The organism is Dechloromonas sp. TW-R-39-2 (assembly GCF_016864195.1).
In the GTDB taxonomy this organism is placed as follows: Bacteria; Pseudomonadota; Gammaproteobacteria; order Burkholderiales; family Rhodocyclaceae; genus Azonexus.
In genome coordinates this window covers 44,886-57,309 of sequence record NZ_CP045202.1, presented here as the reverse complement: position 1 = coordinate 57,309, position 12,424 = coordinate 44,886, and the positions used below count along the sequence as shown (strand labels likewise).

The window sequence follows — 12,424 nt, the reverse complement described above, 5'->3', positions numbered from 1 at the left end:
AAAAGGAGACAGTCAATGAGTAATACAGATACCCCCCAACTGACCCAACGAACCATCGATTTTCTGGCACGCGGCAAGCATGCGATGCTGATCGGCGGCCAGTGGGTTGCTTCCAGTTCCGGCCAGACGCTGGAAGTCACCAACCCGGCTGACGAAAGCCTGCTCGGCAGCGTTCCTGCCGCGACCGAAGGCGATGTCGATAGCGCCGTGCGTGCCGCGCGTCAGGCCTTTGAATCACCCACCTGGGCCAAGATGCGGCCGGATCAGCGGCAGCGTCTGCTGCTTCGTCTGGCCGACCTGGTCGAAGAGCACGCCCGGACGCTGGCTGAAATCGAGTCGCTCGACAATGGCAAATCGGTGGTCATCGCCGAGCACGTCGATGTCGCGCTGGTCGCCAGTTACTTCCGCTACATGGCCGGCTGGGCGACCAAGATCGAGGGCAGCACGCTCGATGTGTCGATTCCCTTTGCGCCGCAAAACGAGTTCGTCGGCTATACGCGCAAGGAGCCGGTCGGCGTCGTTGGTGCCATCGTTGCCTGGAACTTCCCGCTGCTGCTGGCGGCGTGGAAGCTTGGCCCGGCGCTCGCCACCGGTTGCACCGTGGTGCTCAAGCCGGCCGAACAAACACCGCTCTCGGCGCTTTACCTCGGTCAACTCATTCAGGAGGCCGGTTTTCCCGATGGCGTGGTCAATGTCGTGACCGGCGACGGTCCTTCGGCTGGTGCGCCGCTGACCCGCCATCCCGGCGTCAACAAGCTGACTTTCACCGGCTCGACTGAAATCGGCAAGCTGATCGGCAAGGCGGCGATGGACAACATGACGCGCATCACGCTCGAACTGGGCGGCAAGTCGCCGGTTATCGTACTCGAAGACTGCGATCCGGCGGTGGCGGCAGCGGGCGCTTCGCAAGCGATCTATTTCAATCAGGGCCAGGTTTGCTGTGCCGGTTCGCGCCTGTATGTGCACAAGAAAAACTTTGACCGTGTCGTTGCCGATTTGGCCGATCACGCCAAGGCGCTGAAAATTGGCCACGGCATGGATCCGACGACGCAGCTCGGCCCGCTGGTCTCGCGCGAGCAGATGGATCGCGTCTGTTCCTACATCGATATCGGGCGCCAGCAAGGGGCTGAAGTGGTGGCGGGTGGCGCACGGGCCGGTGACCTCGGTTACTTTGTCCAGCCGACCGTGCTGGCCAGGGTCGACCAGAAAGCCCGCGTCGTCCAGGAAGAAATCTTCGGGCCGGTCGTTGTCGCCATGCCCTACGACGATCTCGACGAGGTGGCCGCGCTGGCCAACGACACGCCGTTCGGTCTTGGTGCCAGCATCTGGTCGAACGACCTGTCGCGCGTGCATCGCCTGATTCCCAAGATCAAGTCGGGTACCGTCTGGGTCAACTGCCACAACATGCTCGATCCGGCGCTGCCCTTCGGCGGCTACAAGCAGTCCGGTTTCGGCAAGGAAATGGGTCGTGCCGCGCTCGATGCCTATCTGGAGCAGAAGTCGGTGTTGATGATGGTCTGATCCCTCTATGCATTGTTGACACAAAGGCCCGGTCAGTTACTGCCGGGCCTTTTTCGGTATGCTATTTGGACTTCGTTTCAGCTGGGTTTCAGTCGCCCAATTCGATCTGCCCGCTGACGCTGGTGGTAATCAGGCTTTCGCCGGCTTCGATCGGGGCTGCCACGTCGGCGCTCATCATCACGCCACGGGCGGCGCGCATCATCGGCATCGGCGGTTGGGCGCCCCCATTTTGCTGGATGCTCATCTGCTTGATCTTGTAGGGCTTGCCCAGGGTGGCGGCGATGACGGCGGCGCGTTTCTGGAAAGCCTTGATCGCATCGCGCGTGGCTTCATCTTCAACTTGCTGGCGAGTTTCCGGTGAAGGAAGCTGAGTCAGGTTGCCGACAGCCAGGCGCATCTGCTGCAGGCGGCCGAGCAGTTCGGAGACGGCGGTCGGGTCGCGCGATTCAAGCACCAGTTCGGAGTGCATGCGCCAGTTTTCGATTTTCTGGTTCTGGCCGTAAATCGGGTAGGTATTCTGGTGTCCGGATTTGGCGGTGATGCCGGGCTTGGCCTTGATCACCTTGAGTGCTTCGCTGATGTCCTGGTTGACCTTGCGTGCCAGTTCGGCCGGGTTATTGCCGTTGGCTTCGGCGTAGACCGTGGCGCGCACCATGTCGTTGGCGGCGGGGCGGCTGGCTTCGGCCGAGAGATCGATGCTGGTGCCGGCCAGTACGCCGCCTGAGATCAGGGCGCTGGCGATCAGGGCGAGGGTCTTTTTGTGGCGTTTGGACATGGCGTGACTCCGTGGTTGGGAGCCCTGATCTTAGCCCGCCGTTTTGTACCTTAGTTTGAAGATTCGTAAGCGGATGTTTCGCGGTCTACTCGCCGTCGGCGGCAAATTGCTGCGGATTCTTGCCGTTGATTCCGCTGTAGAACGCCTTGATTTCCTTCATGTCGGCATCGATGTCGCCGCTCGGGTGAAAAAGCCGGGCGATGCTCGCCTCTTTTTTGCTGAAATCGAGGTAGCCCAGCGCAATCGGTACGCCTGCGCCCTGCGCAATGTAGTAGAAACCGGTTTTCCAGTGCGTGACCTTGGCTCGGGTGCCTTCGGGCGGCACGATGACGATGAGTCGGTCTGCGCGTTTGTAGGCGCTGACCGTACTTTCAACCAGATTGCCCTGTTTTGATCGGTCGACCGCGATGCCGCCGAGCCAGCGCATGATGCTGCCGATGAGCGGAGGAAACAGGCTGGCTTTACCCATCCAGTACACCTGCAGGCGCAACGCAAAGCAGACCATCAGCGTCATCGGGAAGTCCCAGTTGCTGGTGTGTGGCGCAGCGATCAGGACGTATTTTTGCTGTGCCGGCACCTCGCCCAGAATGCGCCAACCGCTCAGATGCAGGATCAGGCGGGAGAGCCAGTGCATCAGGGTGTTGATCACCGGGGTATTGAAGATGGTCGGATGCATGATGTCAGAAGAGGCGGCGGTGGCGGAACGGCCCGGGGGCGTGCGAGATCAGCGTGGAAAGCACGAGGATCAGCCAGAAAACTGGCTCGGCCTGCGCCGGGAAAAGTACCATTAACCCGACCAGCAGCAGTTTCACGATGATCCCGAAACCGGCCGTTTCACGGAGCTGCGCAGGATTGGCCCAGGTGTCGATCAAAAACATGGCCAGCCCGGAAACGAGTGTGACGAGTGCCCCATGCCGGAGGTCGCCAGTGCCAAGCAGCGCGGCACCGAGCAGGACCAGTCCAGCGATGTGAATGGTACGCAGGGCGACATTGAGCCAGCGTTTGCCGGGGAAATCTCGGATTTTGTCGCGGGGACGGGGCATGGATCGGCGCCTTGGAGGAATGGCCGATTATCCCCGATTATCCTGTCTTACCCAAAGCGCCGTGCCGCATCGACCGCCAGGCCGGCACCGATGCTGCCGAACAGGTCGCCTTCGACGGCTCGGGCGCGCGGCAGCAGGGCGGCGATGCGCTGGCGCAGGGCGGGAATACCGCTCGACCCGCCGGTAAAGAAAATGGTGTCGATCCGCTCCGCAGCAATGCCGGCCTGAGGCAGCAGCCGTGTCACGGTCGACTCGACTTTTTCGACCAATTGCGTGCTGGCCAGTTCGAACTCGATCCGGCTCAGGGTGTGCATTTCGTCAGCCGAAAAGGCATCGAGCGGCAGCGTTGCGTGGCTGTGGTCGGAAAGCGCGATCTTGGCTTGCTCGATCTGGTGGGCCAGCCAGTGGCCGGCCCGTTTTTCGATCAGCGAGATCAGGCGTTCGAGCTTTTCCGGTTCCAGCGCATCAATATAGAGACGCTGTTGTTCAGCCCAGACCTGGCGGGTGTAGGCAAAGTTGATGGTGTGCCAGGTGGCCAGATTGAAATACAGGCTGGCCGGCATTTCGCGGCCATTTTTCAGCGTGCTGCGATAGCCTAGCAAGGGCATCACACTGTTCAGGCTGAGCTGGCGGTCGAAATCGGTACCACCAATATGGACGCCGCCGTTGGCCAGCACGTCGCTGCGTCGCTCGGCCGCTTTGGCGCGCTCGGGCGACAGGCGGACGATGGAAAAATCGGAGGTGCCGCCGCCGATGTCGGCGATCAGCACGATTTCCTCGTGCGCAATGCTGGTCTCGTAATGGTAGGCCGCCGCAATCGGCTCGTACTGAAAACCGATGTCCTTGAAACCGACGGCATGCGCGATGTCGCCCAATGTTTTCTCGGCTTGCCGGTCGGCGGCGCTGTCGTCATCGACGAAAAATACCGGCCGGCCGAGAATGGCTTGCTCGAAACTGCGGCCGGCTTGCATCTCGGCGCGTTGCTTGAGCGTGCCGATGAATTCGTTGAGCAAGTCACGAAAAACGATGGCACGGCCATTCACTTCGGTCCGGCCGTCGATCAGGCTGCTGCCGAGCAGGCTTTTCAATGAGCGCATCAGTCGGCCTTCATAGCCGTCGAGATACTCTCCCAGACCGGCACGACCGAAACTGACCGTATCTTCTTCGGCATTGAAGAAGACGACGGAAGGCAGCGTGACCTTGCCGTCTTCGAGCGGCAACAGCGTGGCCTGGCCAGGGCGCAGCCAGCCGACGGTGGAGTTGGAGGTGCCGAAATCGATGCCGCAGGCGCGGGCAGGAGAAGCGTGCATTAAAAAGCCGGGGAATTGCGGGGGGCGCGATGCTACGTGGGGCTGTGCAGAAAGTCCAGCAGGCATTGTGTGCAGGATGATGCTGGAATTTGGTGATGGATCGCAGGTTTTTTGCCCAAAAACACCGCTTCAGCTATGACTTTTGGGGTGTAAGATGCGCGCCATGAATGAACTTGAAGATATTGCCCAACGCCTTGGGGCAACGCTTTTGGCCCGCGGGGAATGGTTGACCGCAGCAGAGTCGTGCACCGGCGGCGGGCTGGCCCAGTCGGTGACGGCGATTGCTGGCAGTTCCGGCTGGTTTGATCGCGGTTTCGTGACTTATTCCAACGCGGCCAAGATCGACATGCTCGGCGTGCCGGAAACGACGCTTGAGCGTCATGGGGCAGTCTCCGAGCAAACAGCCCGGGCCATGGTCCAGGGGGCCTTGCGCCACAGTCGTGCCGACTGGGCCGTGGCGATTACCGGTATTGCCGGCCCAGCCGGCGGTTCAGCCGAGAAGCCGGTCGGTACCGTGTGCTTTGCCTGGGCTCAGAAAGACAGCGGCTGCGAAGCCCAGACCTGTCATTTCAGCGGCGATCGTGCCGAAGTCCGCGAACAGGCGGTGCGGCACGGCCTGAATGGTCTGCTCAAGCGGGCCATGGCGGCCAGCATGCAGGCCTGATCAGCGGGCAGCTTCGCTCGTGATGTCGCGCAGCAGGGCATTGACCGGCGCGGCAGTCTGGCCCTGCGGCTTGCGGTAGGCGATCCAGGTGCCTTGTTCGCCCGGCAGGGTGTAAATCGAAATGGAAAACGGGCAGAGCACGATATTGTGCGGGTCGGCTTCCATCATTTGGCGGGAGAGCTTGGCCGAGCAGAATTCGATGATTTCCGCCCGCTCGAAGATTTTCTTGCTTGCCCCGATATCCGCGCCGGTGCGTGCCAGCATGTCGGCGATATGCGAGGTGTAATTGATCACCAGGCCACGACCTTCGATCGCCATGACCACGGCGTCGCGCGTATCCTCGAAGTTGTAGCCGACTTTTTGCCGACTGGCCCATTCCTCAGCCCGGAGTAGCGGGCTGAGACAAAGCAGGGCGACGAACAGGCTGATCAGACGCATGGCAACTCCCGTGTGGGTCATCCGGTTGCAAGGCAGGACATGCTGCGGTCTACGCCTCGCCAAAGGCAGATTTCAGCTTAGACCGGCAGCGGTTCGAAGAGCGCAGCCAGATCGTCGGTGCCGAACTTGACTTCGACGCCGCGATCTTCCGACAGAATACCGGCCGCCAGTTCGGCCTTGCGTTCCTGCAGCGCGAGAATTTTTTCCTCGATACTGCCGCTGACGATCAGCTTGTATACGAACACCGGCTTGTCCTGGCCGAGGCGGTGGGCCCGGTCGGTCGCCTGGTTCTCGACCGCCGGATTCCACCACGGATCGTAGTGGATCACGGTATCGGCCGCGGTCAGGTTGAGACCGACGCCACCGGCTTTCAGGCTGATCAGGAAAATCGGCACTTCGCCTTCCTGGAAGCGGCGGATCGGCGTTTCGCGATCGTTGGTGTCACCGGTCAGCAACGTGTAGCCGATGTTGTGCTTGTCGAGTTCGTGCTCGATCAGCGCCAGCATGCTGGTGAATTGCGAGAAGATCAGGATCTTGCGGCCTTCATCGACCAGTTCCGGGACCATCGCCATCAGCAAATCGAGCTTGGCCCGTTCGCTGACCCGGCGTGCGGCGTTGGCCTTGACCAGGCGCGGGTCGCAGCAAACCTGGCGCAGCTTGAGCAGGGCGTCGAGGATGACGATCTGGCTGCGTGCAAAGCCCTTGCTGGCGATTTCGTCGCGTACCTTGGCATCCATCGCGGCGCGGACGGTTTCGTAAAGGTCGCGCTGCGCACCTTCGAGTTCGACGCTGCGCACGATAATCGTTTTCGGCGGCAGTTCCTGCGCCACGTCTTCCTTCTTGCGGCGCAGGATGAAGGGACGGATGCGGCGGGCCAGCAGGTCGCGGCGCTGGGTGTCGCCCTGACGCTCGATCGGCGTCCGCCAGTGGCGGGTGAATTGCTTGGCCGTGCCGAGGAAACCGGGCAGCAGGAAATCGAACTGGCTCCACAACTCGCCGAGGTGGTTTTCCAGCGGCGTACCGGTCAGGCACAGACGATGCCGCGCATCGATCTTGCGCACCGCTTCGGCGCTCTGGCTCTGGGCGTTCTTGACCGTCTGCGCTTCATCGAGAATCAGTAGGTGATAGCTGTGCTGCATCAACTCATCGGCATCGCGCCAGAGCAGCGGGTAGGTTGTCAGGATGACTTCGCTCTCGGCGATTTCGCCAAACCGACTCTTGCGTTCCGGGCCATGCAGCGAGAGCACCTTGAGTGATGGTGCAAAACGGGCCGCTTCGTTCTTCCAGTTGAAGATCAGCGAAGTCGGCAGAATGACCAGCGCCGGCTTGTCGAGGCGGCCGGCTTCTTTTTCCAGTAGCAGGTGAGCCAGCGTCTGGGCTGTTTTGCCCAGGCCCATATCGTCGGCCAGAATGCCGGACAGGTCGCGTTCGCGCAGGAACTGCAGCCAGGCCAGGCCTTCCTTCTGGTACGGGCGAAGTTCGAGGTTGAAACCGGCCGGCGGGGTGATGTCCTTGATGCCCTGGGCATCCTGCAGCCGTTCGGCCAGCGCCATGATGTCGCTCTGGCCGCGGAACTGCCAGCGGCTGACGTCGTTCAACTCGGCCAGGCGGGGAGCATCGAAGCGCGACAGGCGCAGCGTTTCGCCACCGGAGAAACCGTCGAACAGGTCGATCAGCGTCGAGGCCAGCGGCTTGATACGCCCGGCCGGAACGCGCAGCCGCTTGCCGCGCGAGGTGTGCAGTTCGATGCCTTCGCTGTCGGGGATGCGTTCCAGTTCGGTCGCCTCCAGCCAGCGCGGGTCGCGCCGGAACAGGCCGGCGAGCAGCGGGGCGAGCGGCAGGCGTTCGCCTTCGACGATGATGCCCATGTCGAGATTGAACCAGCCGTTGTCGGATTCGACCAGATCGGCTTCCCAGCCTTCGACTTCGACGACGTGATGGCGGAAATCTTCCGGGAATTCGATCTGCCAGCCGGCTTCCTTCAACTGTTGCGTGACTTCCTGCATGAAGCCTTGCCAGCTGCTTTCGTGCGGCAGGCCATAAATGCCTTCCGGCGGGCTGCCGAAGGTGTACAGCGTGTTGCCGGGAATTTTCTGCAGGCTGGTCGTGGCCAGTGCCTCGAGTGCCTTGGCCTCGGCTTCCGGGCGGCGCTTGAGGCGAATCGTCTCGCCTTCCGGCAGGGTGATGAATTCGTTGCGCTCTTCCGGCCGGATGTCGGCATCGGCGTAGCGGAAGACGATCTTGGCAATGTCGAACAGGCCGTCGTTGTGGCTGGCCGGATAGTCGCGCCAGGCGCGCTGGCCGTGCGTGTGCAGCGTGTCGAGCTGGAGGATCGGAATCAGCGGCGCATCGACCAGACGCAGGCGGGCGCTGGCATCGTCGCCGGGGGGCGGCAGGACGGGGGCCAGTTCGCTCAATGCCTCGGCCACCTGGGCGGCTTCCTTGGCCGACAAGGGCGGCAGGGAAAACAGGCGGTTGATCACGCTCGGATTGCCGGCCACCTTGAGCGGCCCGATTTCACCTTCGGCCAAATCGAGATACCAGGGCGGGTCGACCGCGATAATCATCTCGGCCGATGGTTCCGGCTTGAGGTATGGCCGCTGGAAACCCTGGTTGTCGAGTTGCCATCCGATGCTGGCCGGACGAAGGGCGCCCGCCTGCAGCGGCAGGCCGAGGTCGTCTTCGGGATAAAGGCGGTGGCTGGCCACCATGCGCTGCAGGATTTCGGCCCCATTTTTCGGGCCGATGCCAAAGGCGCGCAGGCCGGTTTCATGGCCACGTTCAGCCCAGATCAGGCGCAGGATGCCGAGATCGTCTTCGGTGACGAATTGTGGCGGCGTGGCAATGGCGCGGTCGACCTTCCACCATTCTTCGGCGCTTTCCGGGAATTTGCCCTTGCGGATTTCAACGCCGAACTGGCGCCGGTCGGCCGTCCACTTGATGATGTAGAACAGTTGCTGCCGGGCACCGGCTGGCCGGGCTTTCTTCTTGGCAACCGCAATTGAGGTCCGGCGCAGGTCGTCGGCCCAGGAAAGCATGCTGCTCGGTGCGGCCGGGCTGCCTTCCTTCGGGGCGCGTTCGGCGACGACCTTGAGCAGCATGGCGGCAACGTGCTTGCAATGACGTCCGGCGCTGCAGGTGCAGCGGCTCATCAACATCATTTCGCCGCTCTGGCCCTGACTCAGCATGGCCTGGGCGATGTAAGGAGCAGCAGCCGAGCCAGGAACGGCGGCCTTGATCTGGCTGCTGGTGATTTCCAGGTCGTGCACCAGGTCGACGTAAGGGCGGGCCTTGGTGATATCCCGGGCGGCAAACCAGCCGAGGACTTCGCTTTCGGTAAACGTGGCAAGTGTAACTGTGGTCATGGTCGATCAGCTGAGTTGCGCGCTGATGATCAGGGCGAGCAGTAGCGCAATGATGGCCAGCCAGCGATTTTGCTGCTGCTGGGCGGCGATCAGTCGCTCCATCTGGGGTTGAAGGTCGGTTTTGGCCGGTTGGGCCAGGGCCTGGTGCACGAGGCGGGGCAATTGCGGAATGGTACGTGCCAGATAAGGTGCTTCCTGCTTGAATGACTTGACCAGGCCGCGCCAGCCGATTTGTTCGCTCATCCAGCGTTCGAGGAATGGCTTGGCGGTTTTCCACAGATCAAGTTCCGGGTCGAGCTGGCGACCCAGGCCTTCGATATTGAGCAGCGTCTTCTGTAGCATGACGAGTTGCGGCTGAATTTCGACATTGAAGCGGCGTGAGGTCTGGAACAGCCGGAGCAGGATCTTGCCGAAGGAAATATCCTTCAGCGGCCGGTCGAAAATCGGTTCGCAGACGGCGCGGATGGCGGCCTCGAATTCATCGACACGGGTGTCTTTCGGCGCCCAGCCGGATTCGATGTGGGCTTCCGCGACGCGCTTGTAGTCGCGGCGGAAAAAGGCGAGGAAATTCTGCGCCAGGTAATTTTTATCGCTGTCGGTCAGCGTGCCGACAATCCCGAAATCGAGTGCAATGTAGCGGCCGTCGGCATGCACGAAGATGTTGCCGGGGTGCATGTCGGCGTGAAAGAAGCCGTCACGGAAAACCTGGGTGAAGAAAATTTCGACCCCGGCGGCCGACAGCTTGGAAAGGTCGATGCCGTCGTTGCGCAGTTTGTCGATCTGCGAAATCGGTGTGCCCTTCATGCGCTCCATGACCATCACGGTCGACGTGCAAAAATCCCAGTGAACCTCGGGCACGATGAGCAGCGTGGAATCGGTGAAATTGCGGCGCAATTGTGAAGCGTTGGCCGCTTCGCGCATCAGGTCGAGTTCGTCGCGCAGATATTTGGCAAATTCGGCGACCACTTCGCGCGGCTTGAGCCGCTTGCCATCCGACCACAGCTTTTCGAGCAGCATGGCCAGATTGTCCATCAGCGCCAGATCGTGTTCGATGACCGCCAGCATGTTCGGCCGCAGGATCTTGACGGCTACTTCATGGCCGCCATCTTCATCGCGCAGCTTGGCAAAATGAACCTGGGCAATCGAGGCCGAGGCAACCGGCGTGGCGTCGAATTCGGCAAAAACTTCGCTGGCCGTGCGGCCGTAGGCTTTTTCGATCTCGGCCAGGGCGAGTTGCGAATCAAACGGTGGAACGCGGTCTTGCAGTTTGGCCAGCTCGTCAGCGATGTCGGCCGGCATCAGGTCGCGCCGGGTGGACAATACCTGGCCGAATTTGACGAAGATCGGACCGAGCGCTTCCAGGGCAAGGCGCAGGCGAACCGCCCGGGGCAGTGACAGGTCGCGCCAAAATTGCAGGCGATTGGCAAGGCGAACCAGTCGGCCGCTTGGCTCGTGTTCGAGCACCATTTCATCCAGGCCGAAGCGGCTGGCGACAGAGGCGATCTTGAGCAGGCGGAAAAGGCGCATGGGCGGCGAGTACGCCCGGTCAACGGGCGGCAACGATAAACGAGCATGTTAACACGCACTTGGCCGCTGCGCCGTGGCGGTTTATCGATTCCGGGGCTCAAAGATCGTCTGTCACAATATTGCAAGCCGGCTTTTTTCTGTTTGGGATAAACTGACGGCATGCAGCGATTCGTCTGGATGCCCCGTCAGGCGGCATTTTCCCGTCTGTTTATCGTGGTCGAGCCAAGTATTCACCTCAGTTCATGAGCGAACTCAAAAATCCGTCTGAAATTGCCCGGGAAGCCTTGAAGCGCCTGGCGGCCCGTCAGCTTGCGCCGACGCCGGCCAATTATCAGGCGTGCTACAACGAAATCGCCAATCTGCCGAATGTGGCGCCCTTCCCCGAGCCTTCGCTGCGCCAGTTGGCCGCTGCGCTGGTGGCGAGAAACGAGGCGCAGGAGAAAGCGCTGGCCGTGCTTGATGCCGAAATCGGCCGGCGCAGCTGGCACGGCGTGCAGGAAGCGCTGATTGCGTTTACCAATGCAGCAGGAGGCCCAGGCAAGGAGGCCGGGACGATTTTTGTCCCCAACCCGTTGCCGGCCCTGGCTTTGCCCAAGGACTTCACCGCCAAGCTGGCCCGTCTTGTCGAAGGTGTTTTGCCGGCGCTGGGGGACGACAATCCGCGCATTCCGGAAATGGCCAGCGACTTTCTCGCCGCCTTGCGCCAGCCCGAGCTTGATTTGCCGTGCGTTCAGGACAAGCTGGCCAGTTTTAGCCATCAGATTTCCTTTGCTGCCGAAGAGCAGGTCGAGATTCGCGATGCCTTGCTCAATCTGCTCCATTTGATCATCGAGAACATTGGCGAACTGGTACTCGACGACAGCTGGCTCAAGGGACAGGTCGATGGCTTGCTGGCTGCGGTTGCGCCGCCGCTGACGCTGCGCCATCTCGATGACATGGGGCGTCGTCTGCGCGACGTGATGGCCAAGCAGAGCGAAGCCAAGAACCGGACGGTGGTCGCCCAGGAAGAGTTGCGCCAGATGCTGGCCGCCTTTATCGAGCGCCTGTCCACCATGAGTGAGTCGAGCGGTACCTTCCAGGGGCGTCTCGAAGAGAGTGCCGAACGTATCGGGAAGGTGACGCGGATCGAGGAGCTGGCTCCCTTGCTGCGCGAGGTGATTGCGGCGACGCGCAACATGGCCGAGGATACCGCGCAGGCCCGCGATCAATTGAAGGGCTTGCAGGACAAGGTACTGGCGACCGAGGCCGAACTTGTCCAGCTGCATCTTGAACTGGATAGTGCCAGTGCGATGGCGCGCCACGATCCGCTGACCGATGCCTTGAACCGCAAAGGCCTCGACGAGGCGCTCGAACGGGAGATCGCCAGCGTTCGCCGCAAGGAAACGCCGCTCGCGGTGTGTCTGCTCGATATCGACAATTTCAAGCGCCTGAATGACAGCCTGGGGCACGCCGTTGGCGATCAGGCGTTGATCTATCTGGCCGATCTGGCACGCAAGTGCATGCGCTCGACCGATACGCTGGCGCGTTATGGTGGCGAGGAATTCGTCATCCTGATGCCCGATACGCCGCTTGAGCTGGGAATAGAAACGATGGTCCGCCTGCAGCGCGAACTGACTCGCAACCTGTTCATGTCGGGTAAGGAAAAATTGCTGATCACCTTCAGCGCGGGGGTAGCCCAGCTGGCGACGGGCGAGACCGGCAAGGAAGCGATCCGCCGCGCCGATCAGGCGATGTATCTCGCCAAGCGCTCAGGCAAAAACCGGGTTCTCGGCGGTTAGTCC

At 61.6% G+C, this 12,424-nt stretch carries 10 protein-coding genes; 3 read left to right on the top strand and 7 right to left on the bottom strand.

The window, feature by feature from the left end; translation table 11 throughout:
* Positions 1–15: 15 nt before the first annotated feature.
* Positions 16–1,521, top strand: a complete 1,506-nt coding sequence (locus GBK02_RS00270; RefSeq protein WP_203467790.1) for an aldehyde dehydrogenase family protein — start codon at positions 16–18, stop codon at positions 1,519–1,521.
* An 88-nt stretch (positions 1,522–1,609) separates the two neighbouring features.
* On the opposite strand, the gene GBK02_RS00265 is transcribed toward GBK02_RS00270, so the two are convergent.
* The 4 genes from GBK02_RS00265 to GBK02_RS00250 all read right to left on the bottom strand — a co-directional run bounded on the left by GBK02_RS00265 (position 1,610) and on the right by GBK02_RS00250 (position 4,649).
* On the bottom strand, positions 1,610–2,296 hold the full coding sequence (locus GBK02_RS00265; RefSeq protein WP_203467789.1) for an SIMPL domain-containing protein: 687 nt from the start codon (positions 2,294–2,296) through the stop codon (positions 1,610–1,612).
* An 85-nt stretch (positions 2,297–2,381) separates the two neighbouring features.
* A complete protein-coding gene (locus GBK02_RS00260; RefSeq protein WP_203467788.1) occupies positions 2,382–2,972 on the bottom strand; it encodes a lysophospholipid acyltransferase family protein in 591 nt (196 codons plus the stop codon).
* Positions 2,973–2,976: 4 nt separating this feature from the next.
* The gene (locus GBK02_RS00255; protein ID WP_203467787.1) at positions 2,977–3,339 is read right to left on the bottom strand and encodes a hypothetical protein; all 363 of its coding nucleotides are present in this window, start codon (positions 3,337–3,339) and stop codon (positions 2,977–2,979) included.
* A gap of 47 nt (positions 3,340–3,386) precedes the next feature.
* Entirely contained in the window at positions 3,387–4,649 is a 1,263-nt protein-coding gene (locus GBK02_RS00250) for an Hsp70 family protein (protein ID WP_203467786.1), read from the bottom strand.
* A 154-nt stretch (positions 4,650–4,803) separates the two neighbouring features.
* On the opposite strand from GBK02_RS00250, the gene GBK02_RS00245 reads away from it, so the two are divergent.
* Positions 4,804–5,313 (top strand): CinA family protein, encoded by a 510-nt coding sequence (locus tag GBK02_RS00245; protein ID WP_371810499.1) that lies wholly within the window; start codon positions 4,804–4,806, stop codon positions 5,311–5,313.
* Here GBK02_RS00245 and GBK02_RS00240 read toward each other — a convergent pair whose 3' ends face one another.
* The 3 genes from GBK02_RS00240 to ubiB all read right to left on the bottom strand — a co-directional run bounded on the left by GBK02_RS00240 (position 5,314) and on the right by ubiB (position 10,643).
* A complete protein-coding gene (locus GBK02_RS00240) occupies positions 5,314–5,751 on the bottom strand; it encodes a DUF302 domain-containing protein (RefSeq protein WP_203467785.1) in 438 nt (145 codons plus the stop codon).
* Positions 5,752–5,828: 77 nt separating this feature from the next.
* The gene (locus tag GBK02_RS00235) at positions 5,829–9,116 is read right to left on the bottom strand and encodes a DEAD/DEAH box helicase (RefSeq protein ID WP_203467784.1); all 3,288 of its coding nucleotides are present in this window, start codon (positions 9,114–9,116) and stop codon (positions 5,829–5,831) included.
* Between the two features lie 6 nt (positions 9,117–9,122).
* A complete protein-coding gene (gene ubiB, locus GBK02_RS00230; RefSeq protein WP_203467783.1) occupies positions 9,123–10,643 on the bottom strand; it encodes a ubiquinone biosynthesis regulatory protein kinase UbiB in 1,521 nt (506 codons plus the stop codon).
* Positions 10,644–10,885: 242 nt separating this feature from the next.
* Between ubiB and GBK02_RS00225 the strand changes: the two genes are divergently transcribed.
* Complete coding sequence (locus tag GBK02_RS00225) at positions 10,886–12,421, top strand: diguanylate cyclase (protein WP_203467782.1); 1,536 nt, start codon at positions 10,886–10,888, stop codon at positions 12,419–12,421.
* Positions 12,422–12,424 lie beyond the last annotated feature (3 nt).

What these genes read in the sequence shown, in the direction of transcription:
- GBK02_RS00270 (WP_203467790.1), top strand. Translation starts at nt 16, where the DNA reads ATGAGTAATACAGATACCCCCCAACTGACCCAACGAACCATCGATTTT.
- GBK02_RS00265 (WP_203467789.1), bottom strand. Translation starts at nt 2,296, where the DNA reads ATGTCCAAACGCCACAAAAAGACCCTCGCCCTGATCGCCAGCGCCCTG.
- GBK02_RS00260 (WP_203467788.1), bottom strand. Translation starts at nt 2,972, where the DNA reads ATGCATCCGACCATCTTCAATACCCCGGTGATCAACACCCTGATGCAC.
- GBK02_RS00255 (WP_203467787.1), bottom strand. Translation starts at nt 3,339, where the DNA reads ATGCCCCGTCCCCGCGACAAAATCCGAGATTTCCCCGGCAAACGCTGG.
- GBK02_RS00250 (WP_203467786.1), bottom strand. Translation starts at nt 4,649, where the DNA reads ATGCACGCTTCTCCTGCCCGCGCCTGCGGCATCGATTTCGGCACCTCC.
- GBK02_RS00245 (WP_371810499.1), top strand. Translation starts at nt 4,804, where the DNA reads ATGCGCGCCATGAATGAACTTGAAGATATTGCCCAACGCCTTGGGGCA.
- GBK02_RS00240 (WP_203467785.1), bottom strand. Translation starts at nt 5,751, where the DNA reads ATGCGTCTGATCAGCCTGTTCGTCGCCCTGCTTTGTCTCAGCCCGCTA.
- GBK02_RS00235 (WP_203467784.1), bottom strand. Translation starts at nt 9,116, where the DNA reads ATGACCACAGTTACACTTGCCACGTTTACCGAAAGCGAAGTCCTCGGC.
- ubiB (WP_203467783.1), bottom strand. Translation starts at nt 10,643, where the DNA reads ATGCGCCTTTTCCGCCTGCTCAAGATCGCCTCTGTCGCCAGCCGCTTC.
- GBK02_RS00225 (WP_203467782.1), top strand. Translation starts at nt 10,886, where the DNA reads ATGAGCGAACTCAAAAATCCGTCTGAAATTGCCCGGGAAGCCTTGAAG.